The sequence below is a fragment of the Mesorhizobium sp. WSM4906 genome (assembly GCF_029674625.1).
Taxonomy (GTDB): domain Bacteria; phylum Pseudomonadota; class Alphaproteobacteria; order Rhizobiales; family Rhizobiaceae; genus Mesorhizobium.
The window spans coordinates 4,042,542-4,067,482 of the sequence record NZ_CP121355.1; the positions used below are offsets into that span (position 1 = coordinate 4,042,542).

The 24,941-nt window shown below is 63.9% G+C and carries 27 protein-coding genes; 16 read left to right on the plus strand and 11 right to left on the minus strand.

Features of this window, described 5'->3' with window-relative positions:
• Positions 1–61: 61 nt before the first annotated feature.
• The 4 genes from QAZ22_RS19245 to QAZ22_RS19260 all read left to right on the plus strand — a co-directional run bounded on the left by QAZ22_RS19245 (position 62) and on the right by QAZ22_RS19260 (position 2,715).
• On the plus strand, positions 62–1,303 hold the full coding sequence (locus QAZ22_RS19245; protein ID WP_278202309.1) for a cysteine desulfurase: 1,242 nt from the start codon (positions 62–64) through the stop codon (positions 1,301–1,303).
• A gap of 5 nt (positions 1,304–1,308) precedes the next feature.
• A complete protein-coding gene (locus QAZ22_RS19250) occupies positions 1,309–1,701 on the plus strand; it encodes an SUF system Fe-S cluster assembly protein (RefSeq protein WP_278202310.1) in 393 nt (130 codons plus the stop codon).
• A 108-nt stretch (positions 1,702–1,809) separates the two neighbouring features.
• Complete coding sequence (gene sufA / locus QAZ22_RS19255) at positions 1,810–2,196, plus strand: Fe-S cluster assembly scaffold SufA (RefSeq protein ID WP_278202311.1); 387 nt, start codon at positions 1,810–1,812, stop codon at positions 2,194–2,196.
• Positions 2,197–2,715 carry a DUF2199 domain-containing protein gene (locus tag QAZ22_RS19260; protein WP_278202312.1) on the plus strand — a complete coding sequence of 173 codons (519 nt, stop codon included), beginning with the start codon at positions 2,197–2,199 and terminating at the stop codon, positions 2,713–2,715.
• A 9-nt stretch (positions 2,716–2,724) separates the two neighbouring features.
• Here the strand turns inward: QAZ22_RS19260 and QAZ22_RS19265 are convergent, their stop codons facing one another.
• Complete coding sequence (locus QAZ22_RS19265) at positions 2,725–3,222, minus strand: GFA family protein (RefSeq protein WP_278202313.1); 498 nt, start codon at positions 3,220–3,222, stop codon at positions 2,725–2,727.
• An 89-nt stretch (positions 3,223–3,311) separates the two neighbouring features.
• Here QAZ22_RS19265 and QAZ22_RS19270 point away from each other — a divergent pair, with 89 nt between their 5' ends.
• Entirely contained in the window at positions 3,312–3,635 is a 324-nt protein-coding gene (locus QAZ22_RS19270) for a TfoX/Sxy family protein (RefSeq protein ID WP_278202314.1), read from the plus strand.
• 110 nt (positions 3,636–3,745) lie between these two features.
• Here QAZ22_RS19270 and QAZ22_RS19275 read toward each other — a convergent pair whose 3' ends face one another.
• Both QAZ22_RS19275 and QAZ22_RS19280 read right to left on the minus strand, forming a co-directional pair.
• Positions 3,746–4,663, minus strand: a complete 918-nt coding sequence (locus tag QAZ22_RS19275; protein ID WP_278202315.1) for a pseudouridine-5'-phosphate glycosidase — start codon at positions 4,661–4,663, stop codon at positions 3,746–3,748.
• A 79-nt stretch (positions 4,664–4,742) separates the two neighbouring features.
• Complete coding sequence (locus tag QAZ22_RS19280) at positions 4,743–5,681, minus strand: carbohydrate kinase family protein (protein ID WP_278207886.1); 939 nt, start codon at positions 5,679–5,681, stop codon at positions 4,743–4,745.
• A gap of 281 nt (positions 5,682–5,962) precedes the next feature.
• Here QAZ22_RS19280 and recA point away from each other — a divergent pair, with 281 nt between their 5' ends.
• From recA to QAZ22_RS19300, 4 genes are all read left to right on the plus strand, one after another.
• The gene (gene recA / locus QAZ22_RS19285) at positions 5,963–7,060 is read left to right on the plus strand and encodes a recombinase RecA (protein ID WP_278074059.1); all 1,098 of its coding nucleotides are present in this window, start codon (positions 5,963–5,965) and stop codon (positions 7,058–7,060) included.
• A gap of 254 nt (positions 7,061–7,314) precedes the next feature.
• Entirely contained in the window at positions 7,315–9,984 is a 2,670-nt protein-coding gene (gene alaS / locus QAZ22_RS19290) for an alanine--tRNA ligase (protein ID WP_278202316.1), read from the plus strand.
• 8 nt (positions 9,985–9,992) lie between these two features.
• Complete coding sequence (locus QAZ22_RS19295) at positions 9,993–11,288, plus strand: SDR family oxidoreductase (RefSeq protein ID WP_278202317.1); 1,296 nt, start codon at positions 9,993–9,995, stop codon at positions 11,286–11,288.
• Positions 11,285–11,770 (plus strand): DUF2269 domain-containing protein, encoded by a 486-nt coding sequence (locus QAZ22_RS19300; RefSeq protein WP_278202318.1) that lies wholly within the window; start codon positions 11,285–11,287, stop codon positions 11,768–11,770. The genes QAZ22_RS19295 and QAZ22_RS19300 overlap by 4 nt, the downstream gene beginning before the upstream one ends.
• Before the next feature lie 38 nt (positions 11,771–11,808).
• Here QAZ22_RS19300 and QAZ22_RS19305 read toward each other — a convergent pair whose 3' ends face one another.
• Complete coding sequence (locus QAZ22_RS19305; RefSeq protein WP_278202319.1) at positions 11,809–12,435, minus strand: glutathione S-transferase family protein; 627 nt, start codon at positions 12,433–12,435, stop codon at positions 11,809–11,811.
• A gap of 86 nt (positions 12,436–12,521) precedes the next feature.
• On the minus strand, positions 12,522–13,733 hold the full coding sequence (locus tag QAZ22_RS19310) for an NADP-dependent isocitrate dehydrogenase (RefSeq protein WP_278202320.1): 1,212 nt from the start codon (positions 13,731–13,733) through the stop codon (positions 12,522–12,524).
• 207 nt (positions 13,734–13,940) lie between these two features.
• Here QAZ22_RS19310 and QAZ22_RS19315 point away from each other — a divergent pair, with 207 nt between their 5' ends.
• The 4 genes from QAZ22_RS19315 (at position 13,941) to QAZ22_RS19330 (ending at position 16,715) form a co-directional block, all read left to right on the plus strand.
• Complete coding sequence (locus QAZ22_RS19315; RefSeq protein ID WP_278202321.1) at positions 13,941–14,780, plus strand: RNA methyltransferase; 840 nt, start codon at positions 13,941–13,943, stop codon at positions 14,778–14,780.
• 80 nt (positions 14,781–14,860) lie between these two features.
• On the plus strand, positions 14,861–15,463 hold the full coding sequence (locus QAZ22_RS19320) for a DUF805 domain-containing protein (protein WP_278202322.1): 603 nt from the start codon (positions 14,861–14,863) through the stop codon (positions 15,461–15,463).
• A gap of 108 nt (positions 15,464–15,571) precedes the next feature.
• The gene (murI, locus tag QAZ22_RS19325) at positions 15,572–16,420 is read left to right on the plus strand and encodes a glutamate racemase (protein WP_278202323.1); all 849 of its coding nucleotides are present in this window, start codon (positions 15,572–15,574) and stop codon (positions 16,418–16,420) included.
• A 112-nt stretch (positions 16,421–16,532) separates the two neighbouring features.
• Positions 16,533–16,715 (plus strand): DUF3008 family protein, encoded by a 183-nt coding sequence (locus tag QAZ22_RS19330; protein WP_278202324.1) that lies wholly within the window; start codon positions 16,533–16,535, stop codon positions 16,713–16,715.
• Between the two features lie 72 nt (positions 16,716–16,787).
• Here the strand turns inward: QAZ22_RS19330 and QAZ22_RS19335 are convergent, their stop codons facing one another.
• Positions 16,788–16,991, minus strand: a complete 204-nt coding sequence (locus QAZ22_RS19335; protein WP_278202325.1) for a hypothetical protein — start codon at positions 16,989–16,991, stop codon at positions 16,788–16,790.
• A gap of 399 nt (positions 16,992–17,390) precedes the next feature.
• Here QAZ22_RS19335 and rpsD point away from each other — a divergent pair, with 399 nt between their 5' ends.
• The 3 genes from rpsD to QAZ22_RS19350 all read left to right on the plus strand — a co-directional run bounded on the left by rpsD (position 17,391) and on the right by QAZ22_RS19350 (position 19,846).
• The gene (gene rpsD, locus QAZ22_RS19340) at positions 17,391–18,008 is read left to right on the plus strand and encodes a 30S ribosomal protein S4 (RefSeq protein ID WP_278202326.1); all 618 of its coding nucleotides are present in this window, start codon (positions 17,391–17,393) and stop codon (positions 18,006–18,008) included.
• Between the two features lie 109 nt (positions 18,009–18,117).
• Positions 18,118–19,029 carry a tRNA 2-thiocytidine(32) synthetase TtcA gene (gene ttcA, locus QAZ22_RS19345; RefSeq protein WP_278202327.1) on the plus strand — a complete coding sequence of 304 codons (912 nt, stop codon included), beginning with the start codon at positions 18,118–18,120 and terminating at the stop codon, positions 19,027–19,029.
• The gene (locus QAZ22_RS19350) at positions 19,019–19,846 is read left to right on the plus strand and encodes an inositol monophosphatase family protein (RefSeq protein ID WP_278202328.1); all 828 of its coding nucleotides are present in this window, start codon (positions 19,019–19,021) and stop codon (positions 19,844–19,846) included. Before ttcA ends, QAZ22_RS19350 begins: the two co-directional genes overlap by 11 nt.
• Before the next feature lie 15 nt (positions 19,847–19,861).
• Here QAZ22_RS19350 and QAZ22_RS19355 read toward each other — a convergent pair whose 3' ends face one another.
• The 5 genes from QAZ22_RS19355 to purL all read right to left on the minus strand — a co-directional run bounded on the left by QAZ22_RS19355 (position 19,862) and on the right by purL (position 24,883).
• Positions 19,862–21,106: a multidrug effflux MFS transporter gene (locus QAZ22_RS19355; protein ID WP_278202329.1), complete on the minus strand. Its 1,245-nt coding sequence runs from the start codon at positions 21,104–21,106 to the stop codon at positions 19,862–19,864.
• Positions 21,107–21,300: 194 nt separating this feature from the next.
• The gene (gene grxD / locus QAZ22_RS19360) at positions 21,301–21,636 is read right to left on the minus strand and encodes a Grx4 family monothiol glutaredoxin (protein WP_278074073.1); all 336 of its coding nucleotides are present in this window, start codon (positions 21,634–21,636) and stop codon (positions 21,301–21,303) included.
• Between the two features lie 149 nt (positions 21,637–21,785).
• Positions 21,786–22,019, minus strand: coding sequence for a BolA family transcriptional regulator (locus QAZ22_RS19365; RefSeq protein ID WP_059185115.1), 234 nt, complete (start codon positions 22,017–22,019; stop codon positions 21,786–21,788).
• A gap of 111 nt (positions 22,020–22,130) precedes the next feature.
• Entirely contained in the window at positions 22,131–22,655 is a 525-nt protein-coding gene (locus QAZ22_RS19370; RefSeq protein ID WP_278202330.1) for a hypothetical protein, read from the minus strand.
• Positions 22,652–24,883, minus strand: coding sequence for a phosphoribosylformylglycinamidine synthase subunit PurL (gene purL, locus QAZ22_RS19375; protein ID WP_278202331.1), 2,232 nt, complete (start codon positions 24,881–24,883; stop codon positions 22,652–22,654). Before purL ends, QAZ22_RS19370 begins: the two co-directional genes overlap by 4 nt.
• Between the last annotated feature and the right edge of the window lie 58 nt (positions 24,884–24,941).

The following is a 24,941-nucleotide window of genomic DNA, read 5'->3' on the forward strand; positions in this document are numbered from 1 at the left end:
GGAGCGCCAAGACGAATGAGGGTGCTGGACGGAGTGAGGCGAAGCCTCGGAAGAGCTTGTAATGGACCAGAAGATCGAAACCGCTCCCTATGATGTCGAGGCGATCCGCCGCGATTTTCCGATCCTGTCGCGCCAGGTCTATGGCAAGCCGCTGGTCTATCTCGACAATGGCGCCTCGGCGCAGAAGCCGCAGGTGGTGCTCGACACCATCCAGCATGCCTATTCACAGGAATACGCCAACGTCCATCGCGGCCTGCATTTTTTGTCGAACGCCGCGACCGATGCCTATGAGAAAGCTCGGGAAACGGTGCGCCGCTTCCTCAACGCGCCGAGCACAGACAACATCGTCTTCACCTCCAACACGACATCGGCAATCAACACGGTCGCCTATGGTTGGGGCATGCCCAGGATCGGCGAAGGCGACGAGATCGTGCTCTCGATCATGGAGCACCATTCCAACATCGTGCCCTGGCATTTCATCCGCGAGCGGCAGGGCGCCAAGCTCGTCTGGGTGCCGGTCGACGACCTCGGCGCCTTCCATATCGAGGAATTCGAGAAGCGGCTGACCGACCGCACCAAGCTCGTCGCCATCACTCACATGTCCAACGCGCTGGGCACGGTGACGCCGATCAAGGAGATCGTGCGCATCGCGCATGCGCGTGGAATTCCCGTTCTCGTCGACGGCAGCCAGAGCGCCGTGCACATGGCCGTAGACGTGCAGGATCTCGACTGCGATTTCTTCGTCTTCACCGGCCACAAGGTCTACGGCCCGTCGGGCGTCGGCGTGCTCTACGGCAAGAAGCATAGGCTGGAAGAGATGCGGCCCTTCATGGGCGGCGGCGAGATGATCGAGGAAGTGACGCAGGACATCGTCACCTATAACGAGCCGCCGCACCGTTTCGAGGCCGGCACGCCGCCGATCGTGCAGGCGATCGGCCTGGGCGCGGCGCTGGAATATATGGAGAAGGTCGGCCGCGAGCGCATCGCAGCACACGAGGCGGACCTCAAGAATTACGCGCATGAGCGGCTGCGCGCCATCAATTCGCTGCGCATCTTCGGCGACGCGCCCGGCAAGGGCGCCATCATCTCGTTCGAACTGCAGGGCATCCATGCCCATGATGTGTCGATGGTGATCGACCGGCAGGGCGTCGCGGTCCGCGCCGGCACCCATTGCGCCCAGCCGCTGTTGAAACGCTTCGGCGTGACCTCCACATGCAGGGCATCGTTCGGCATGTACAACACCAGGGCCGAAGTGGACGCTTTGGCCGATGCGCTGGAAAAGGCGCGGAAATTCTTCGGGTGACGACCATGGACGATGTAAGCACCACCGCAGAGACCGCACCGGAAACGGCCGGCAACGGTATCGTGTCGGCCTCGGCTATTCCCGCCGAGGAACTGGCGCGGCTGACCGACGATATCGTGTCGGCGCTGAAGACGGTCTACGATCCGGAAATCCCGGCCGATATCTACGAGCTCGGCCTGGTCTACAGGATCGACATCGAGGACGACCGCTCGGTCAAGATCGACATGACGCTGACCGCGCCGGGCTGCCCGGTCGCCGGCGAGATGCCGGGCTGGGTCGAGAACGCCGTCGGCGCCGTCGAGGGCATCTCGGGGGTCGAGGTCAACATGGTTTTCGACCCGCCATGGACGCCCGACCGCATGTCGGAAGAGGCGCAGGTCGCGGTGGGATGGTATTGACCAACGACCCGACAGAGATTGGTTGGCTTGCAGCAAAGGTGAAACTTCACCATCTTAAGGGCAGACTCATTCCGTGGGCCTTGAACCCGCGCGAACGTGGAGAATAACATGGGACGCTTCGCCGTCATCACGATGACCGACAAGGCCGCCGACCGCGTGCGCGAGATCGTCGCCACGCGGGAGAATGCCAACGGCATCCGCCTCGGCATCAAGAAGGGCGGCTGCGCCGGCATGGAATACACTATAGATCTCGTGACCGAGCCGAACCCCAAGGACGACCATATCGAGCGCGATGGCGCGCATGTCTATGTCGCGCCGGAAGCCGCGCTCTTCCTGCTCGGCACCGAGATGGATTTCGAGCAGACGGCGCTGCGCACCGGCTTCACCTTCAAGAACCCGAACCAGAGCTCAGCCTGCGGCTGCGGCGAATCCGTCGAGCTGAAGCCGGCTGACCTCAAGGCCCTGGCCGAGGCGCGCGCTTCAAGCGCTGCTTAAGTGAGCGCCGAGGCATATCGTTGGCGATGTGCCTGCTGTGACCGGGAGTTTACCGGGCTTCCCACCGATATGGCCTTTGACGCGCCGGTGAATCCGGACGCGCTTGACGAAGTGGCTCGGTCGAACTTCCGCAAGAATGATGATTTTTGCGTGGTGACCTACGCCACAGGGCAAACAGACCGGTTCATTCGTTGTCTGCTGCCTTTGCCCGTGCCTCAGTTATCCGAGGAGTTCTGTTTCGGTGTTTGGATGTCAGTCTCGGAAAAAAGCTGGAATGTCTATCGAGGTGGATATGATAGCGGCCAATATGAGGACGAGCTCTGCTTCGGTTATTTGATGCACGACATTCCTGAGTATCCAAGCTCGATGTACCTGCATGCCAATGTTGTGTTTCAGCCTGGCAATCTGCGGCCCAAGGTTTTTCTGCATGATGCAGACCACCCCTTGGTCGTCGCGCAGCGCGAGGGGGTGGACGTGACGCAGATCGAGCGCTGGGTTGCTCTAAGCCACCGCTCTTAGATTTAGGCGTTAATCAACCCACATCCCAGTCCGCTTGTGCCAGTCGGCGATCGATTCCTCGGGATAGACGTCGAACACCTTGTCTTGTCTGCCGATCACCGGCTCGACCCAGTTCGCCTTGTATTTCAGCATCAGATGGACCTTTTCCGGCGGCTTCGGCAGGTCGCTGTCGACCGCCGAGGCGAAGGGATGGACGAGGTCCGGCCAGGTCGGATCGTAGAGCCAGAGCGCGGCGCCGCATTTCCTGCAGAAATTGCGCTCACCGGTGGAGACCTCGCAATGCGGGTGCTCGTCGTCCTCGATCTCGGCGCGGTAGACGCCGAGGTTGCGCTTGCCCCGGATGTTCATGGTCTCGTAGTCGGCGCCGAGGTTGATCGCAAAGCCGCCGCCGCCCTGCTGCTTGCGGCAGATCGAGCAGTAGCAGAGCATGAACGGGACGGGCGTGTGGCTTTCCACCTCGAAGCTGACGGCGCCGCAGCGGCAGGAGCCTTTGAGCAGGACGGGCATGGCGGGAACTCCATTTCCAGGTCTCAACCTGTCAGCATGCCTTTGGTTGCGGCGATGACAAGGCCCATTCCGGATGCGATGATTGCGGCATGGACGATGAGCGCCTTCGGGAATTGTTGGAAAGCCTTGGCCCGATCAGCATCCGCAAGCTGTTCGGCGGCAAAGGCATCTATTGCGACGGCGTTATCGTCGCCGTCGTCGTGCGCGGCGAGCTGATGCTGAAGGCCGACGAGGAGAGCATTCCCGATTTCGAAGCCGCGGGCTGCAGCCAATGGACCTATATCGGCTCGCGCCACGGCAAGGAGGTGGCGATGCCCTATTGGAGCGTGCCTGACAGCGCCTTCGACGATCCCGACGAAATGGCGGTGTGGGCGCGGCGGGCTTATGAGGCTGGAAGGCGGGCTGGGAAGTGACTTTTTAAGGGCGCGTTGTGGCGACCTTGAAACGTCGAGGGACAGCACCCCCTCTGTCCTGCCGGACATCTCCCCCGCAAGGGGGGAGATCAGCAGCTTCGCTGACGGCGCTACAACGCCTTGGCGATCTCCGCCGCCAGCCGCGCATTGTTCTCGACCAGCGCGATGTTGGTCTTGAGGCTGCGGCCGCCGGTCAGTTCCAGGATCTTCGCCAGCAGGAAGGGCGTCACCGCCTTGCCGGTGACGCTCTGCGCTTCGGCCGCCTTCTGCGCGGCCTGGATATAGCCGTCCATCTCGGCGGCCGGGATTTCGTCGTTCTGCGGCACCGGATTGGCGACCAGCATGCCGCCGCCGAGGCCCAGCGCCTGGCGCGTATGGTACAAATGCGCGATGTCCTCAGGCCCATGCAGCGTCAGCGGGGCACGAAACGGCGACTGCCTCGACCAGAAGGCGGGCATGGTTTCGCAACCATGGCCGATGACCGGCACGCCGCGCGTCTCCAGCACCTCCAGCGTCTTCTCGATGTCGAGGATAGCCTTGGCGCCGGCCGAGACGACGATGACCGGCGTGCGCGCCAACTCGTCGAGGTCGGCCGAGATGTCAAAGCTCTTTTCCGCGCCCTTGTGGACGCCGCCAATGCCGCCGGTGGCGAAGACTTTTATGCCCGCCATATGTGCCGCGATCATGGTGGCCGCCACCGTGGTGCCGCCGGTGCGCTTTTGAGCGACGGCAAAGCCGAGATCGGCGCGCGACAGCTTCATGGCGTCGCCGGTCATGGCGAGCGATTCGCGCTCGCCGTCGGACAGGCCGATCTTGATGCGGCCGTCGACCACGGCGATCGTCGCCGGCACCGCGCCGCCATCGGCGATGATCTGCTCGACCTTGGCGGCCATCGCGCCATTGTCGGGATAGGGCATGCCGTGGGTGATGATGGTGCTTTCTAGCGCCACCACCGGCCGCCCGGCGGCAAGCGCCTCCGCCACCGGCGGGTGGATGTCGATGAAGGGGCGGGCGGTTTCGGGTGTCATGTCTGTTCTCCGATCGAAGCGCCAAACGCTTCGCAAGATGATCTGGGCAAGATGATCTGCGCAAGATGATCCGGTGGCCCTATGCCACCTCCCGTGCCTCCGGCACAAGGGCAAGCGCTTGGCCGAAACCGGCGGTCGTGAAGGACGGCACCGCCTCGGCGCTCTCGATGGCCAGAATCGCCGCGGCAATGCCTTCGCGCAGCGCTATCCGCAAAGGCAGGCCGCGCAGCAGCGCGGCAACGGTGGCGCCGGTCAGGGCGTCGCCGGCGCCGGTGACGTCGGCGACCCGTCGCGGCGCGGGCGGGTCGATGGCAAAGGCACCGGACCCGTCGAAGCCCAGCACCGGAGCGCTGCCGGCCGTGATCACGCCCGCCGTCAGCCCCTGTCGCCTGAGCGCCTCGACGAGATCCGGGCTGGACATGTCGGCGCCGCAAAGCGCCGCCGCCTCGCGGCGGTTCATGAACAGCAGCGACAGATCGCCGAGCAGCGGCGCCAACCGCACGACCTTGGCCGGCGAGATGGCGATGGCGAAGACCGGCCTGTCGCCTGCCTGTGCAAACAGACGTTCGAGCGCGGCTGTCGGCAGGTTCGCGTCGCAGAGGATCGCGTCGGCCTCGGCGATCGCCTCGCGCACCTTGGCGCGGCGGATCTGCTTCGGGAAGGCGAGATCGTAGAGGCCCATATCGGCAAAGCCGACGATCAGCTCGCCCTCGCTGTCGATCAACGCCGTGTAGCTCGGCGTCGTGCGGTCGAGGAACACCACCGAAAGATCGGTGATGCCGGCCCCTGCGATCGCCGCTGCGACCGTCTCGGCCGCCGCGTCGCCGCCGCGTACCGAAAGCAGCGACGCCGACACGCCGCGCTTCACCACGCTGCGCAGCGCGTTGAAGACGCCGCCGCCGACATCCTCGCGCATGATGCCGGGGTTGGAGGCGGCGGGCACGTAAATCCCCGACACCTGGCCGCGCCTGTCGATATGGGCGCCGCCAAGCGCCAGAATTTTCGGGGATGTCGGCATGCCGCGGAGGTGACCTTCGTTGATTGTTCGCGTGCGCACACTAGGTTTCCGCGCATCGCCCCGCAATCGGTGACGCGATTCGGGCCGGCCGGATGTCGAAGTGTCTTTGGGTCAGCGGCGCTGGCGCGCCCTAGCTCTAGTGAGACAAAAAAAGAACAAATCCAGATATCGATTGTTTTTCAGTCATTTGCTGCCCCTTGCCAAATGAGAACAAAAAAGGTACAAAACAGCAGGGATCACGGATTGTCCGGCCTTCATTGACGACCAAGGGGTGATGTATCATGGCTCAGAATACTTTGCGGCTTGTAGAGGATAAGGCAGTGGACAAATCAAAGGCTCTGGATGCGGCGTTGTCGCAAATCGAGCGCGCTTTCGGCAAGGGCTCGATCATGCGGCTCGGCGCCAACGAGCAGGTCGTCGAGATCGAAACCGTGCCGACGGGATCGCTCGGCCTCGACATCGCGCTCGGCGTCGGCGGCCTGCCGCGCGGCCGTATCATCGAAATCTACGGGCCGGAAAGCTCGGGCAAGACGACGCTGGCGCTGCATACCGTTGCGGAGGCCCAGAAGAAGGGCGGCATCTGCGCCTTCGTCGATGCCGAGCACGCGCTCGATCCGGTCTATGCCCGCAAGCTCGGCGTCGATCTCGAAAACCTCCTGATCTCCCAGCCCGACACCGGCGAGCAGGCGCTGGAGATCTGCGACACGCTGGTGCGTTCCGGCGCCATCGACGTGCTGGTGGTCGATTCGGTCGCGGCACTGACGCCGCGCGCCGAAATCGAAGGCGAGATGGGCGATGCGCTGCCCGGCCTGCAGGCCCGCTTGATGAGCCAGGCGCTGCGCAAGCTCACCGCCTCGATCTCGCGCTCCAACACCATGGTCATCTTCATCAACCAGATCCGCATGAAGATCGGCGTCATGTTCGGCTCGCCGGAAACCACCACCGGCGGCAACGCGCTGAAATTCTACGCCTCGGTGCGCCTCGACATTCGCCGCATCGGTTCGGTCAAGGACCGCGACGAGGTGGTCGGCAACCAGACCCGCGTCAAGGTGGTGAAGAACAAGCTGGCGCCGCCCTTCAAGGTGGTCGAGTTCGACATCATGTATGGCGAGGGCGTATCGAAGACCGGTGAGCTGATCGATCTCGGAGTCAAGGCCGGCGTGGTCGAGAAGTCGGGCGCCTGGTTCTCCTACAATTCGCAGCGTCTCGGCCAAGGCCGTGAGAACGCCAAGCTGTTCCTGCGCGACAATCCGGACACGGCGCGCGAGATCGAACTGGCGCTGAGGCAGAATGCCGGGCTTATCGCCGAGAAATTCCTCGAGAATGGCGGCTCCGAAGGCGGCGATGACGGCTTCGAGGACGAAGCCGGCGCCATGTAGGTGCCACAATCGAAATGTATTAAGTTGTGCTTATGTAATCGAGTTCTTTGGTATTGCGTCCCGAACCGCCGGCCTTGTGCCGGCGGTTTGCGTTTCAGAGCCGGTATGCATGCACGGACAGCTCGTGAATTGGCCCAGTTCCGTGTTTCTGGACAGGCTCAAGAGCTACGGCTAAAAGGCCAATCTATCTTCTGAAACACGAAAGCCCATCTGCCGCCGGCCATGCCGGCGGTTCCTACGAAAAGGCAGCATCCATGAGTGGCGTGAACGACATCCGGTCGACATTCCTCGACTACTTCCGCAAGGAGGGTCACGAGATCGTCGCCTCCAGCCCGCTGGTGCCGCGCAACGATCCGACGCTGATGTTCACCAACGCCGGCATGGTGCAGTTCAAGAATGTCTTCACCGGCCTGGAGAAGCGGCCTTACTCGCGCGCCTCGACGGCGCAGAAGAGCGTGCGCGCCGGCGGCAAGCACAACGACCTCGACAATGTCGGCTACACCGCGCGCCATCTCACCTTCTTCGAGATGCTGGGCAATTTCTCGTTCGGCGATTACTTCAAGGAGCGAGCGATCGAGCTCGCGTGGAACCTGATCACCAAGGATTTCGGTCTGCCGAAGGACAAGCTCCTGGTCACCGTCTATCACACCGACGACGAGGCAGCCGGCTACTGGAAGAAGATCGCCGGCTTCTCGGACCATCGCATCATCCGCATCCCGACCTCGGACAATTTCTGGGCGATGGGCGACACCGGACCCTGCGGCCCGTGCTCGGAAATTTTCATCGACCGCGGCGAGCACATCTGGGGCGGTCCGCCCGGCAGTCCGGAAGAGGACGGCGACCGGTTCCTGGAATTCTGGAACCTGGTGTTCATGCAGTATGAGCAGGTGACGAAGGACGAGCGCATCGATCTGCCGCGCCCGTCGATCGACACCGGCATGGGCCTGGAGCGCATGGCATCCATCCTGCAAGGGGTGGAGAGCGTCTTCGAGACCGACCTGTTCAAGCATCTGATCGACGCGGCGTCCTCGGCGCTCGGCCACGGGCCGACCGAGGAAAATTTGGCATCGTACCGCGTGATCGCGGACCACCTGCGCTCGACCTCCTTCCTGGTGGCCGACGGCGTGCTGCCGTCCAACGAAGGCCGCGGCTATGTGCTGCGCCGCATCATGCGCCGCGCCATGCGCCACGCGCAGCTGCTTGGCGCCAAGGAGCCTTTGATGTGGCAGCTGGTGCCGGCGCTGGTGCGCGAGATGGGCCAGGCCTATCCCGAGCTCAGCCGCGGCGAGGCGCTGATCACCGAGACGCTGAAGCTCGAGGAGACCAGGTTTCGCAAGACGCTGGTGCGCGGACTCGGCCTGCTGGCGGACGCGACGGAGACACTCGGCGCCGGCGACATGCTGGACGGCGAGACCGCCTTCAAGCTTTACGACACCTACGGCTTTCCGCTCGACCTGACACAGGATGCGCTGCGTCAGCGCAACATCTCCGTCGATCTGGCCGGCTTCACCGATGCGATGGAGCGGCAGAGGGCGGAGGCGCGCGCGCATTGGGCGGGTTCCGGTGAAGCGGCGACCGAGACGGTCTGGTTTCCCGTGCGTGAAAAGAACGGCGCGACCGAATTCCTCGGCTACGAGACCGAGCAAGCGGAAGGCCTCATCCAGGCGCTGGTCAAGGACGGCAAGACCGTCGACAGCGCAAGCAAAGGCGACGCGATTGCCGTGGTCGTCAACCAGACGCCGTTCTATGGCGAATCCGGCGGCCAGATGGGCGATACCGGCGTTATCTCAGGTGACGGCTTCTCGATAGAGATCTCCGACACTCAGAAGAAGGCAGACGGGCTGTTCGTGCATTTCGGCAAGGTGGCCAGCGGCACGGTCAAGCTGGGTGCCACCGTGGAGCTCAAGGTCGACCATGCGCGGCGTTCGAAGCTGCGTGCCAACCATTCCGCGACGCATCTCATCCACGAGGCGCTGCGCGAGGTGCTGGGCACCCATGTGGCGCAAAAGGGCTCGCTGGTCGCGCCGGATCGGCTCCGCTTCGACATCTCGCACAACAAGCCGATCTCGTCGGACGAGCTCGAGGACGTCGAGCGCATGGCGAACGAGATCGTCGTGCAGAACAGCCCGGTGACGACGCGCCTGATGTCGGTCGACGATGCGATCGCCGAGGGCGCCATGGCGCTGTTCGGCGAGAAATACGGCGATGAGGTGCGTGTGGTGTCGATGGGTACGGGCTTGCATGGCGCCAAGGCCAACCGTCCCTACTCGGTCGAGCTCTGCGGCGGCACGCATGTCAGGTCGACCGGCGATATCGGGCTGGTGCGCATCCTGTCGGACAGCGCGGTGGCGGCCGGCGTGCGCCGCATCGAGGCGCTGACCGGCGAGGCGGCGCGCAAGCATCTCGACGAGCAGGACAAGCGCCTGAAGGCAGCGGCGGCGACCTTGAAGATTTCGCCGGCCGATGTCCCGGCCCGCGTCGAGACGTTGCTCGAGGAGCGCAGGAAGCTCGAGAAGGATCTCTCCGAGGCGCGCAAGAAGCTGGCGCTTGGCGCCGGCACGGCCGTATCCGATGCCCCGCCCACCAACGAAACCGTCGCCGGCGTCGGCTTCCTCGGCAAGGCGGTCAGCGGCGTGGCGCCGAAGGACCTGAAGCCGCTCGCGGATGCCGGCAAGAAGACGCTTGGTTCCGGCGTGGTCGTCTTTGTCGGCGCCGGCGAGGACAACAAGGCGAGCGTCGTGGTTGGCGTCACCGAAGACCTGACCAACCGGTTCAGCGCTATCGATCTGGTGCGCGTCGCTTCCGCCGCGCTCGGCGGGCAGGGCGGCGGCGGGCGCCCCGACATGGCGCAAGCCGGCGGCCCCGACGCCTCCAAGGCCAACGACGCCATCGCGGCGGTGAGGGCGGCCCTCGAAGCCGCCTGAGCCAGCGGATGAAAGTCCTCGTCCTTGGCGGCTACGGACTTATCGGAGAAGCCGTCCTTGGACGTTTGATCGAGGACGGACAAGACCTTGTCGGGCTCGGTCGTGATGTCAGCGATGCGCGGCGGCGCAAGCCGTGCGTAGAGTGGATCGCGGCCGACATGTCGCGGCTGCTCGCGGCGGCGGACTGGGCACCCTTGCTTGCCGGCGTGGAAGCCATCGTGAATGCCGCCGGCGCCTTGCAGGACGGCCCGCGCGACCATCTGGACGCCATCCACCGGCGGTCGGTCGCCGCCCTCGTAACTGCTTGCGAACAGGCCGGTGTGCGCCGACTGGTGCAGATTTCGGCGATCGGCGCCGACCTCGGTTCCGACGATGCGTTCTTTCGGACCAAGGCCGAAGGTGACCGCGCCGTCGCGTCATCCTCCCTGGATTGGACGATACTGCGGCCCGGCCTTGTCGTCGCGCCCGCCGCCTATGGCGGAACGGCTTTGCTGCGCGCGCTGGCCGCGTTTCCATGCTTCGTGCCGGCCGTGCTCGCGGACCGACCGATCCAAACGGTATCGATCACGGAGGTCGCCGAGGCGGTATCGCGGGCCGTCGGCGGATCTCTGGCGCAAGGGCAGGTCATCGATCTCGTCGAGGAACGGGCCAGGCCTCTCGGCGCCGTCCTGCTCGAATTTCGGGCCTGGCTCGGCTTATCCAAGGCGCCGGTCGTGGCGGTCCCGGCGATTGTCGGCCGGCTCGCCGGCATGGTCGCGGATGGGCTCGGCCTTCTCGGGTGGCGATCTCCCTTGCGCAGTGCTGCGCTTGCCGCGCTCGAGAAGGGCGTTACCGGCAACCCGAAACCCTGGACCGAAATCGCTGGCCGCTCGCCGCGACCTTTGGAGGCAACGCTGGCGGCTGTGCCGGCGCATGTTCAGGAGCGGTGGTTCGCACGCCTTTGGCTGCTGAAGCCGGTCGTGTATGCCGTCTTGTCCGCGTTCTGGCTGGTTTCGGGCATTGTCGGGCTTGTCCGGCACAATGTGGCCGCAGACATTCTAACCTCGCGTGGCCTACCGGACGGCCTCGCGCTCGGGATGGTTCTGGCCGGAAGTGTGGCCGACATCGTTGTCGGTGCAGCGGTTGTCGTTCGACCCTTCGCACGATCGGCGCTGATGGCGATGATTGCCATCACCTTGCTCTACCTTGCCGCAGCGGCGGCGCTTGCTCCCGATCTCTGGCTTGATCCTCTCGGAGCCATCGTGAAGGCCGTGCCGACGCTTTGCCTCGTTCTTGTGGCTCTGGCGATTTTGGAAGAGCGATGAGCATCTGGGTCGACATTTTGCGCTGGCTGCACATTATCGGCGCCACCGTGCTGTTCGGCACCGGTGCCGGCATAGCGTTCTTCATGCTGATGGCGCAGCGGACCGGCAAGCCCGAGATCGTCGCTCATGTCGCCGGCACGGTCGTGATCGCCGACGCCATCTTCACGGCAACCGCTGTCGTGGTGCAGCCAATCACCGGCGCGTTGCTGGCGCGCGATATGGGATGGCCGCTCGGTCAAGGCTGGATCGTGCTTTCGCTGCTGCTCTATGCCGTTGCCGGCGCCTTCTGGCTGCCGGTCGTCTGGATCCAGCTGCGCATGCGCGATCTGGCACGGCAAGCCGTGTTGGAAAATGCCCCTCTGCCCGAGGAGGAGAGGCGCCTCTTCCGCATCTGGTTCGCCTGCGGTTTTCCGGCCTTCGGCGCGGTGCTTGCCATTCTCTGGCTGATGGTGACCCGGCCGGAGACAGGATTTTGGCCATAGAACCCGGCCTGAACTGCCGCAGATCGGACGCGCTTGCTTCAGCCAACCTTCTCCGTCCGGGCAAAGCTCGGACGCGCAGCGATGCGCGAATACCAGCTCTCGATGTCCGCGAAACGCGCCAGCATGTCGCGTCCTTCGGCGACCTTGAGGAAATACGCGATGACCGGTGCCGTGTGCAGGTCGGCCAGCGTGAGCTGCTCGCCCAGCAGCCATGGGCCTTTTGCCTTCAGCGACGTGAGAACTTTCAGCACAGTCTCTGCCTGGCGGAGGCCGGCGGCAATCAGTTCCTCGTCGGCGGGCGCCTTCTCGAGCCGCTCCACAGCGACGTCCCAGACCATGGCCCGATAGCCATAGGCATCGAGCATGCCGACGATCTGGCCCATCCTCGCACGAACGCGCGGATCCGCAGGTTGCAGTGCGGGCCCATCAAGGGCTTCGTCGACGTAGCGCGCGATGGCGCCGGTCTCGAACAGCCGAAAGCCGTCATGCTCGAAGGCCGGGATGCGGCCGAACGGGTGGTGTTCGAGAAACCAGGCGGGAATGCCTTCGGCCGCAAAGATGTCGAGAGGGACGAGCTCGTAGTCGACGCCCTTTTCCTCCAGCGTCATCCGCGCGATGCGGACATAGACACTGTAGTCGGCGCCGTAGAGGATCGGCTTGGTCATCGGGCCCGGCCCTCCGCTATGGCTGCGGGCGCTCGTCGCTTGAAAAGCCCATTTCGGGACCTTTCATGCGCTTCGCACACCGCTCCTCACCCCATCGCTTTCTGCAGGTTCTCGTCGATCTTGTCGAGGAAGCCGGTGGTCGACAGCCAGGGCTGGTCCGGGCCGATCAGCAGCGACAGGTCCTTGGTCATGAAGCCGGCCTCGACGGTCTGGATGCAGACCTTCTCCAGCGTCTCGGCGAAGCGCTTCAATTCGGCATTGTCGTCGAGCTTGGCGCGGTGGGCGAGGCCGCGCGTCCAGGCGAAGATCGAGGCGATCGAATTGGTCGAGGTCTCCTCGCCCTTCTGGTGCTGGCGGTAGTGGCGCGTGACGGTGCCGTGCGCGGCTTCCGCTTCCACCGTCTTGCCGTCCGGCGTCATCAGCACCGAGGTCATCAGGCCGAGCGAGCCGAACCCTTGAGCCACCGTGTCGGACTGAACGTCGCCATCATAGTTCTTGCAGGCCCAGACATAGCCGCCGGACCATTTCAGGCTGGAAGCCACCATGTCGTCGATCAGGCGATGCTCGTACCAGAGTTTTCTCGCCTTGAACTCAGCCTCGAATTCCTTCTCGTAGACCTCCTGGAAGATATCCTTGAAGCGGCCGTCATAGGCCTTGAGGATGGTGTTCTTGGTCGACAGATAGACCGGGAAGTTGCGCAGCAGGCCGTAGTTCAGCGAGGCGCGGGCGAATTCGCGGATCGATTCGTCGAGATTGTACATGGCCATCGCGACGCCGGCGCCAGGCGCGTCGAACACGTCATGCTCGATCACCGTGCCGTCCTCGCCGACGAACTTGATCGTCAGCTTGCCCTTGCCGGGATAGCGGAAGTCGGTGGCGCGGTACTGGTCGCCGAAGGCGTGACGGCCGACGACGATCGGCTTGGTCCAGCCCGGCACCAGGCGCGGCACGTTCTTCATGATGATCGGCTCGCGGAAGATGGTGCCGCCGAGGATGTTGCGGATGGTGCCGTTGGGCGACTTCCACATCTTCTTCAGCTTGAATTCCTCGACGCGAGCCTCGTCGGGCGTGATCGTCGCGCACTTGACGCCGACGCCGTATTTCTTGATCGCGTTGGCCGAGTCGATCGTCACCTGGTCGTTGGTGGCGTCGCGGTTCTCGATGCCGAGATCGAAATAGTCCAGCTTGAGGTCGAGATAGGGGTGGATCAGCTTGTCCTTGATGAACTGCCAGATGATGCGGGTCATCTCGTCGCCGTCGAGCTCGACGACCGGGTTCGCCACCTTGATCTTCGCCATGGAAAGAATGCCTCGTTGCTGGGGATCTGAACGGCCTTGCCCGCATGGCTTCGGCCGGGGTTGCGGAGCGTATATCAAAGCCTTTTTGAGCGCGCAAACCGCGATCCATACCACTATGGACGAGTGCCGCCGTCGTGAATGCTTCATTTTCCGAACCGGATGTGGCAGGGGACGCTGAAACGCCGCAAACACTGGTTACGGAGAGCCATGCCAGCCGCAAACGTCCCCGCCAAGACCGCCGGACCGGCGATCATCCTCGTCGAGCCGCAGCTCGGCGAGAATATCGGCATGGTCGCGCGCGCCATGGCGAATTTCGGCCTGTCGGAGCTGCGCCTGGTCAATCCGCGTGACGGCTGGCCGAGCGAGAAGGCGCGCGCGGCCGCCAGCCGCGCCGACCATGTCATCGATGCCACGAAAGTCTTCGACGATCTGGCCTCGGCGGTCGCCGACCTCAACTTCGTCTTCGCCACCACGGCGCGCGAGCGCGACGGCTTCAAGCCGGTGCGCGGTCCGGTGGAAGCGGGCAGGGCGCTTCGGGCGCGCGAGCAGGCCGGACTGCGCACCGGTATCCTGTTCGGTCGCGAACGCTTCGGTCTCTACAATGACGAGGTCGGCCTCGCCGATGAGATCGTCACCTTTCCGGTCGATCCGGGCTTCTCCTCGCTCAACATCGCGCAAGCCGTGCTGCTGATATCCTATGAGTGGATGAAGTCGGGCCTTGCCGAGGAGACCGCGACCAACTTCTCAGGGCCGGAGCTGGTGCCGGCGACCAAGGAGCAGCTGCATAGCCTGTTCACCTATCTTGAAGGCGCGCTCGAGGCGCGCGGCTACTTCCGTCCGGAAGAGAAGAAGCCGAAGATGGTCGACAATCTGCGCGCCGTGCTGACACGGGCGGGGTTCGCCGAACCGGAGCTGAAGGTGTTGCGTGGCATCATCTCGTCGCTCGACAGGTTTTCTCCTGCAATGCCGCGTGGCGACGGCTCGCCGGGCGACGATCCGAGGCGGATGCCGGCAGCACGAAAGCGTGCAGCGGACAAAGAAAGTTAAAATCCGTAAGGTCCAGGCGTTCGAAGTAACCGAATATTATTCGGTTTCGACCCATCGTTATTGAAACGGTGGGGGTAGCAATGTTCACGTCCAATATTGGTCGGCTGCGCTTCTTCTTCTATTCGCTCGGCTTGTTCATGGCGGAAGCGGTGGCGATCGCCCTTTGCATTGCCGCAACGGTCGGCTTTGCGGGGCTGATCAATTCGATGCCTGGGCCGTCGCGGCAAGGCCTGGCCGGCGCCGCGCTTGTCGTGTCGCTCATCTTCGTTGCATTGCGCGGCAACGTCGCCTGGCGCCGCAGCCGCGACGCCGATGCTTCGGGCTGGATCCTGTGGTCCTATATCGTCTTTTCCGGCATCTATGCCTTCCTGCAGGCGGGCGCGCTGCTGGTCATCGATTTCGGCAATCCCGAGAGCGCGCCTGGAGGCCTGAACCTGCTCGGCCTTGCCATATTCGGCCTCTGGTGCACCATCCTGTGGGCGAAGCCCGTCGCCGGCAGCAATATCAACGAGTTGACCGAGGTTTTCGATTTCGAAGGCTCGTTGCCGGAACCGGCGCGCGCCGAGAGGACGGCAGCGAGCGTCGCTCCGGCCGCACCGCGCGCGCAAACCACGCGTGCAGCGCCGGCGCCCCAGCCGTTCGGTCGGCCGCGGCCCGCCGGTTTTGGCAAGCGCGGGCTCTGAGCACTGCGCAAAAGCTGCTGGCATTTGCCACTTCAAGACCATGATCGTTCAGGATAGAAGCGGCGTTGGCCAATTCAGCGGCCAGCCTCTTCCTGTGGTCGGATGACAATGAGCGATCGATCAAGCAACCGCCCGATCCTGATGTTCGATTCCGGCATCGGCGGGCTGACCGTGCTGCGCGAGGCGCGGGTCCTGATGCCGGATCGTCGCTTCGTCTATGTCGCCGACGACGCGGCATTCCCCTACGGCGCGTGGGAGGAGCCGGCGCTCAAGGAACACATCCTCGCTTTGTTCGGCAAATTGCTCGACCGCCTGCAGCCGGCGATTTCGGTAATCGCTTGCAACACCGCCTCGACCCTGGTGATCGATGCGCTGCGCGAAAAATTCCCCGGCCATCCCTTTGTCGGCACCGTGCCGGCGATCAAGCCGGCGGCCGAACGTACGCGTTCCGGCCTGGTGTCGGTTCTGGCGACGCCAGGCACGGTGAAGCGCCAATACACACGCGACCTGATCAGCAAATGGGCGCAAAAATGCCATGTCCGCCTGGTCGGCAGCGACAGGCTGGCCGGACTGGCCGAGATCTATATGCGCGAGGGCTTTGTCGACGAGGAGGCCGTGCGCGCCGAGATCGCGCCCTGTTTCATCGAGCGCGACGGCAATCGCACCGACATCGTCGTGCTGGCCTGCACGCATTATCCGTTCCTCGCCAACCGCATGCGCAAGACGGCGCCCTGGCCGGTCGACTGGATCGATCCGGCGGAAGCCATCGCGCGGCGGGCCATGTCGCTGCTCGAGCACGGTGGCGAGCCGTTGGGCGAAAGCGAGCCCGACATTGCCGTCTTCACCTCCGGCAAGGTGGATTTCGCCACGCGGAGGCTCATCCAGGGCTTCGGCTTGACGGCGGCTAAAGCGCGTCGCGATCTTTCAGATTCGTTCCATGCGCTTCAGGGTTTTTGATCTACGCATGTCTTTATCCCGAAACCGGTTTCCCACTTTCGGGAGACATGCTTCAGCCTTGGAACTGCGGCGCTGAAGCCGCGTTTCTCCTCCGAGCACAGGAGGAACCACCATGCCTGCCACATCGCAAGCTCAGCAAAAGGCCGCCGGCGCGGCACTTGCGGCCAAGCGCGGCGAGATCAAGAAGAGCGAGCTCAAGGGCGCTTCGCGCGACATGTATGAATCGATGAGCGAAGAGCAACTTGAGGAGTTCGCCGAAACCAAGCGCAAGAGCCTGCCCAACAAGAAGTCGTGAGGGCTGACAAAGTTCACAAGAAAAAGCCCGCGGCGAGACCGCGGGCTTTGCCTTGGGCTGTCGGGGTCGGGTCTACCAGATCCAGCGGCAGCGTCGCACCTTGACACGGATGACGTGACGGTGGCCGTGCCGCCATACGACCCTTTTCTGCACCACGACGCGGCAGACCTGCCTATGGCCGTGCCAGTGCCTTGCCATCGCCGGCTCCGGCGTCATGACCGCCATCGACCCGGCCAGCACCGCAGCCCCGGTCAAGGTAAGGAAGAACTTCTTCATGGGAATTCGGACTCCTCTGCTCCAGTCCCTTCATCAAGTGTCAGGGCGAGCTATGTCCAAAGCGATCGCACCCCGCCCTGGTGCCGTCCGCCGGCACCGCATGCAACGCTGAATGGTTATAGGGCTGCCGATCGTCACGCCAGTCACAAGCTTGACAGCAGTTAAATCTCTGTTTAACAGGCCCACCAACACCGGGTGGCGACGCCCGGTGGTTTCTTTTACATGGACAAGACCTCGCCGGCATGCTGGCAGTCTTGTCGAAAATGACGTGTCCCGTGGGTTTTCCGTAGCGTTGCGTGGAAAACCCTGTCAGGTCTCGAAAACGGAGGCCAGAGGAGGGCGCGTTTCCTTCACCCGGAGCCATGGGGCTCCGGGTATATTGTTTTGAAAGGGAATGCGATGAGCAAGCGCGAATCCGCGAAATACAAGATCGACCGCCGTCTTGGCGAAAACATCTGGGGCCGCCCGAAGTCCCCGGTCAACAAGCGTGAATACGGCCCCGGCCAGCACGGCCAGCGCCGCAAGGGCAAGCTTTCCGACTTCGGCCTGCAGCTGCGCGCCAAGCAGAAGCTCAAGGGCTACTATGGCGACGTTTCGGAAAAGCAGTTCCGCAAGGTCTATGAGGAGGCCAACCGCCGCAAGGGCGACACCTCCGAGAACCTGATCGGCCTGCTGGAGTCACGCCTCGACGCGATCGTCTATCGCGCCAAGTTCGTGCCGACCATCTTCGCCGCCCGTCAATTCGTCAACCACGGTCACGTCAACGTCAACGGTAAGCGGGTCAACATCGGCTCGTACCGCTGCAAGCCGGGCGACGTCATCGAGGTGCGCGAGAAGTCGAAGCAGCTCGTCATCGTCCTGGAATCGGTCGGTCTGGCCGAGCGCGATGTGCCGGACTATATCGAAGCCGACCACAACAAGATGACCGCGACCTACGGCCGCGTTCCCGGTCTTTCGGACGTGCCATTCGCCGTCCAGATGGAACCGAATCTGGTCGTCGAATTTTATTCGCGCTGATCGGAAATTCTATCGGCAGGCAATCGAAGGCCGCCCTCGAGGCGGCCTTTTCTTTGCCCGCCAGGTCCGCTAATCCGGGCGACAAGAAAGAACGTGGGGCATACGCGCCATGAACATGCTGCCAGATGCCAAATCACTTGGCGTCAAATCGCTCGAACCGATCGCCGACCAGGAAGAGGGCGGCTTTCATCCGCTGTTTCGCGACGTGCCGACCTCGGTCGAGTTCAACAAGCTGCGCAAGCGGCTCTTGAGGCTCACCCGCCAGGCGATCGAGGATTTCGCCATGGTGAAGCCCGGCGAGCGCTGGCTGGTGGCGCTCTCGGGCGGCAAGGATTCCTACGGCCTGCTTGCCCTGCTGCTCGACCTCAAATGGCGTGGCCTGCTGCCGGTGGAACTGCTTGCCTGCAACCTCGATCAGGGTCAGCCGAATTTTCCGAAACACATCCTGCCGGATTATCTCAGCGCCAACGGCATTGCGCACCGCATCGAGTACCAGGACACCTATTCGGTGGTCACCGACAAGCTGCCCGAAGGCAGCACCTATTGCTCGCTCTGCTCGCGGCTGAGGCGGGGCCATCTCTACCGCATCGCGCGCGAGGAGGGCTGCGCCGCCCTGGTGCTCGGCCACCACCGCGAGGATATCCTCGAGACCTTCTTCATGAATCTGTTCCAGGGCGGTCGTCTCGCCGCCATGCCGCCCAAGCTGATCAACGACGAGGGCGACGTCATGGTGCTGCGCCCGCTCGCCTATTGCGCCGAGGTCGATCTCGAGAAATTCGCCGGCGCGATGAAATTCCCGATCATTCCATGCGACCTCTGCGGCAGCCAGGAAGGGCTGCAGCGCAATGCCATGAAGGCGATGCTCGACGACATCGAGAAGCACATGCCCGGCCGCAAGGACACGATGATCCGCGCCATGACCAATGTGCGGCCCTCGCACCTGCTCGACCGAAAACTGTTCGACTTCGCCGCGCTCGATCAGCGCCTCATCACAGGGCAAGACATTTCCGATGACATTTGACGACTGCGCGATCGACTGGCTGGCCGACCTTCTCGCCGATGCAGCCACGGCCGAAATCATGCCGCGCTTCCGCCGGCTGGCCGAGGGCGATGTCCGCCAGAAGACCTCGGCCGCCGATCTGGTGACCGAAGCAGACGTCAATGCCGAAAGGCTGATCACCGCCAGGCTGCACGAGCGCTATCCCTCGGCGATGATCGTCGGCGAGGAGGCCTGCTCCGACGATCCGACCCTGCTCGCCGGTCTCGGCGACGCCGCACTTGCCTTCGTCATCGATCCGGTCGACGGCACTTTCAATTTCGCCTCCGGCGTGCCGCTGTTCGGCGTCATGCTGGGCGTGGTCGTCGAAGGCGAGACGGTTGCCGGCATCGTCCACGATCCGGTCGGCAAGGACTGGCTGATCGGCGCCAGGGGCGCGGGCAGCCATATCCGCCATACGCATGGCGCGCTGGAGAAGGTGCGCGTTGCCGAGCCGGCGCCGATCTCTAAGATGACGGGTGCCGTGTCCTGGCAGTATCTCAAGGAGCCGGACAGGTCGCGGCTTGCGCGCAACCACACCAAGGCGCTGTCGCAGTTCGGCTACCGCTGCGCCGCGCACGAATACCGGCTGCTGGCGAGCGGCCACGCGCATTTCGTCGTCTACAACAAGCTGATGCCGTGGGATCACCTTGCGGGCGTGCTGATCCATCAGGAGGCCGGCGGCTATGCCGCGCGCATCGACGGCGATCCTTACCTGCCGTCGCATATCGATGGCGGGCTGCTCGTGGCGCCGGACAAGAACTGCTGGGACGAGTTGCGCCGCGAGCTCTGGGCGGACTGATCCCGAGCTGTCGCCTCACACCGGCGGATTGTGTGGCTGGAACAGTCGTCCGCGCTCGGCGACCAGGATCATCAGCAGGGCCGCGACCGACACGCTGCAGAAGCCGGCCGCCAGGGGCGTGACCGTGCCGTTATAGGCCTGGCCGATCAGCGTGCCGAGGAGGCCGCCGAGAAAGGTCTGCATGAAGCCGAGGATGGAGGACGCCGTGCCGGCGAGCTCGCCGAGCGGCTCCATCGCGAGCGCGTTGAAATTCGCGCCGAGGCAGCCGAACGGCACCATCGCGCCGGCGAAGAAGGCTATGAACAGCCATAGCGGCATCTGCATTTCGAGCGAGACGACGAGCCATATCAGGCTGATGGCGAGAAACAGCAACAGCGCGCTTTGCGAGAGCCGACGCATGCCGATCTTGCCGACGAGCCGCGCGTTGAGGAAGTTCGAGAAGGCGAGCACGCCGGCGACGCCGGCGAAGATCAAAGGGAACAACTCGCCGACATGGAAGACGTCGAGATAGATCTGCTGCGCCGAATTGATGAAGCCGAACATGGCGCCGAAGATGAAGGTGCTGGCGAAGGCATAGCAAAGCGCGATGCGGTTGGTGAGCACGATGCGGAAGCCGCCGACAACCGCATTGACCGTCAGTGGGCGGCGGTATTCAGGATGCAGCGTTTCCGGCAGGCGCAGCAGCGACCAGGTCGACACGATCAGCGCGCCGACGGCCATTGTGACGAAGATCCAGTGCCATGTGGCGAAGAGCATGATGAATTGGCCGATGCCGGGCGCGACGACCGGGATCGCCATGAACACCATGAAGATCAGCGACATCACCTCGGCCATGCGCCGGCCCTCGAAGGTGTCGCGCACGATCGAAACGGCGATGACGCGCGTTGCCGCAGCGCCGATGCCTTGCACGACACGGCAGGCGAGCAAGATGGCGAAGGTTGGAGCGACCGCAGCAGCAGCCACAGCCGCGACATAGATGATCAGGCCGGCGACCAGCGGCGCGCGGCGGCCGAAACGGTCCGAGATCGGCCCGAAGAAGAGCTGACCGGTGCCGAAGCCGAGGATGTAGGCGGTGATGACGTATTGGCGGTGGTTTTCGTTCTCGACGCCGAGCGAGGCGCCGATCTGCTGCAACGCCGGCAGCATGATGTCGATGGCCAGAGAGTTGAGCGCCATCAGCGCCGCACAAAGCGCAATGAATTCCCAGCGCGGAATGGGCAAGCTGCTTGCCGATTGCTGCGCCACTACCTGCTTGTCCACGGCAAAATCCGATCGTTCAAACGAATGTGCGCCGGTTGACCGGCGCATCGGTTCGTCCTGTTCCCGTGCTCGGGAACTACAATGCCGAGGTGGGGGCGGCCCCGGAAGTCTTGTTCAACGCAATACCGGACGCAAAATGCTGCGCACCTTTCGTGGAATTGCTTGGCCGACTGGGCAAGCCGGCCGGCGTTCAATCAGGCGGCGCCTTTGACGCTGACGCCCTTCTCGATCAGGAAATCCTGCAATTCGCCGGCCTGGAACATCTCTCGCACGATGTCGCAACCGCCGACGAACTCGCCCTTGACGTAAAGCTGGGGAATGGTTGGCCAGTTGGAATAATCCTTGATGCCCTGGCGCAGCTCGGCCGAGGTCAGCACGTTCACGCCTTTGTAGTCGACCCCGACATAGTCGAGGATCTGCACCACCTGGCCGGAAAAGCCGCACTGCGGGAAGCCTGGCGTGCCCTTCATGAAGAGCACGACGTCGTTGCTCTTCACTTCGCTGTCGATGTAGTCGTTGATGCCACTCATGGGGAATCCTTTCACGCCTGTGGGAGTCAGGCTCGAAGCATGTCCATCAAATAAACCCATAGGTTGGCTGAAACAAGACGTTAGCCGCGACGCATCCGAAATGGCGCAAAGGATGGCGCGATTTGGGCCAAGACTGAGTGACGAAGAGCTCAGTCCGGAACGCTGGTCTGCAAGGCCAGCGCGTGCAGCACGCCGCCCATATTGCCCTTCAGCGCGTCATAGACCATCTGGTGCTGCTGCACCCGGCTCTTGCCGCGGAAGCTTTCGGCCACCACTTCGGCCGCGTAGTGGTCGCCGTCGCCGGCCAGATCGCGAATCGTCACCTTGGCGTCCGGAATGCCTTCCTTGATCAGCCGTTCGATGTCGCGCGCGTCCATTGCCATGACAAAAATCCTGTTTTCGAGCGGGGAGCGGTGCAGCCCGTACGATGAGAGTCGGGATAAGCGTAGAGCCTTTCTGGTCCGGATTGAAGCCGTTCCGTCCATGGCCGAGACTCATGGAACGATCTGATCCGGTTGGGGGACATCGCCGGCGGGCACGTCCTCGCGTGTCGAATAGGCGCGACCGAGGCTGACGGTCAGCACATAGAGCGGAACATTGATCGCGATACCGACCAGGGGCAAGTAGCTCGTCCACTGCCAGACCGGAGAGAAAAACGGCTGGCCGTAGCCGTCGCACATAAGCGAGGAGCCATACGCCCAAAGCGTTCCGACGACGATCGTGACGGCGAAGAGCTTGACGCATGTGGCGATATGCCTGGCTCGAGCCGGCTCCGGCAAAAGCCGCTCCCATAGGACCAGGCACAAAATCGGAACCGCGTAGACGAGGCCTTGAACCGCCAGCATCGGGATCGTGCCGTTGGCCGCGGCAAGGAATTCGACCCGCGTTTCGAGCCGCGGACAAACCTCGCTCGAGGTCGTCGATAACAGGAGAAAGACGAACGGGCCGAGAAACCAGAAAAAGAACAAGGACGGCCAGAAGACGACTGCAAGCAGCGCCCGGACCGCCAGCCTGGTCAAATGGCCTGATCCATGAAGCGCGGGAACCAGCCCTCGTGGGCGGCGGTCAACTCACTGACCGGTACGGCCCGCGCCTCACCGAGTTTCAATTCACGACCGCCGGTCGTGCCGATCCAAGGCGCGAAGATGCCGAGCCTGCTCTGCTCCTCGCGGATCTTGTCCCATTCGCCGCTTTGCGGGTCGATCGACAGCGTCAGCAGGTAGCGGCCCTGGTCCTCACCGAACCAGACCGGGATCGGGTCGGTGCCGGTAAGGCCGGGAACGGTAGCGCCGATGCCCGACGCCATCGCCATTTCAGCCAGCGCTATCGCCAGGCCGCCGTCCGAGACGTCATGCGCGGCGGTGACGATGCCGGAGGCGATCAGCGAACGCACATGGTCGCCGACGCGTTTTTCATGCGCGAGGTCGACGGGTGGCGGCGGCCCGTCGGCGCGGCCGTGGATATCGCGCATATAGATGGACTGGCCGAGATGGCTGCCCCATGTCGGCGGCGCGCCGACCAGCACGATCATCTGGCCCTCGGCGGCAAAGCCGATACGGGCCATCTTCGACCAATCGGCGATCAGTCCGACGCCGCCGATGGTCGGCGTCGGCAGTATGCCGCGGCCGTTGGTCTCGTTGTAGAGCGAGACGTTGCCGGAGACGATGGGGAAGCCGAGCGCGCGGCAGGCCTCGCCGATGCCCTTAATCGCCCCGACGAACTGCCCCATGATCTCCGGCCGCTCCGGATTGCCGAAATTCAGGTTGTCGGTGGCGGCAAGCGGCAAGGCGCCGGTGGCGGTCAGGTTGCGCCAGCATTCGGCCACCGCCTGCTTGCCGCCCTCGTAGGGATCGGCCTCGCAATAGCGCGGCGTGACATCGGAAGAGAAGGCGAGCGCCTTGGTCGGATGACCGTCGACGCGCACGACGCCGGCATCGCCGCCCGGAAGCTGCAGCGAATTGCCCTGGATCAGCGTGTCGTACTGCTCCCATACCCAACGGCGCGATGAGAGGTCCGGTCCGCCAAGCATTTTCAGCAACGTGTCCGCAACATCGGCTTTCGGCGCATCGCTGGCCGCGAGCGGCGCGGGCTTCGTGGCTTCAACCCACGGGCGGTCATATTCCGGCGCCTGGTCGCCCAGTTCCTTGATCGGCAAATTGGCGACCTCGTCGCCCTGGTGCAGCACGCGGAAGCGCAGGTCGTCGGTGGTCTTGCCGACGACGGCGAAGTCGAGGCCCCATTTGCGGAAGATCGCCTCGGCCTCCTCTTCCTTCTCGGGGCGCAGCACCATCAGCATGCGCTCCTGGCTCTCCGACAGCATCATCTCATAGGCGCTCATGCGCTCCTCGCGCACCGGCACCTTGTCGAGATCGAGCTCGATGCCGAGATCGCCCTTGGCGCCCATCTCGACCGCCGAGCAGGTGAGGCCTGCCGCACCCATGTCCTGGATGGCGATGACGGCGCCCGAGGCCATCAGCTCGAGGCAGGCCTCCAGCAGGCATTTTTCGGTGAACGGATCGCCGACCTGGACGGTCGGCCGCTTCTCCTCGATCTTGTCGTCGAACTCGGCCGAGGCCATGGTGGCGCCGCCGACGCCGTCGCGTCCGGTCTTGGCGCCGAGATAGACGACCGGAAGACCGACGCCCTTGGCCTGCGAGAGGAAGATGGCGTTGGTCTTGGCGAGGCCGGCCGCAAACGCATTGACCAGGATGTTGCCGTTGTAGCGCGGGTCGAAATTGACCTCGCCGCCGACGGTCGGCACGCCGAAGGAATTGCCGTAGCCGCCTACGCCCGAAACGACGCCGGCGACAAGGTGCCGGGTCTTGGGATGATCGGGCGCGCCGAAGCGCAGCGCGTTCATCGCCGCAACCGGCCGCGCGCCCATGGTGAAAACGTCGCGCAGGATGCCGCCGACACCGGTCGCGGCTCCCTGATAGGGTTCGATGTAGGACGGGTGGTTGTGGCTCTCCATCTTGAAGACGACGCAGTCGCCGTCGCCGATGTCGACCACGCCGGCATTCTCGCCCGGTCCCTGGATGACCTGCGGGCCGCTGGTGGGCAGCGTACGCAGCCATTTCTTGGATGATTTGTAGGAGCAGTGCTCGTTCCACATCGCCGAGAAGATGCCGAGCTCTGTGAAGCTCGGCTCGCGGCCGACCAGGTCGAGGATGCGCTGGTATTCGTCGGGCTTCAGCCCATGCGCTGCGACGAGCTCGGGGGTGATCGGCACAGAATTGGAAATGGTCATGGGCGGCGATTGGTATCCGTGGTGAGGGGATTTTCTGAGTCTCCTCTTATCGCAAGCT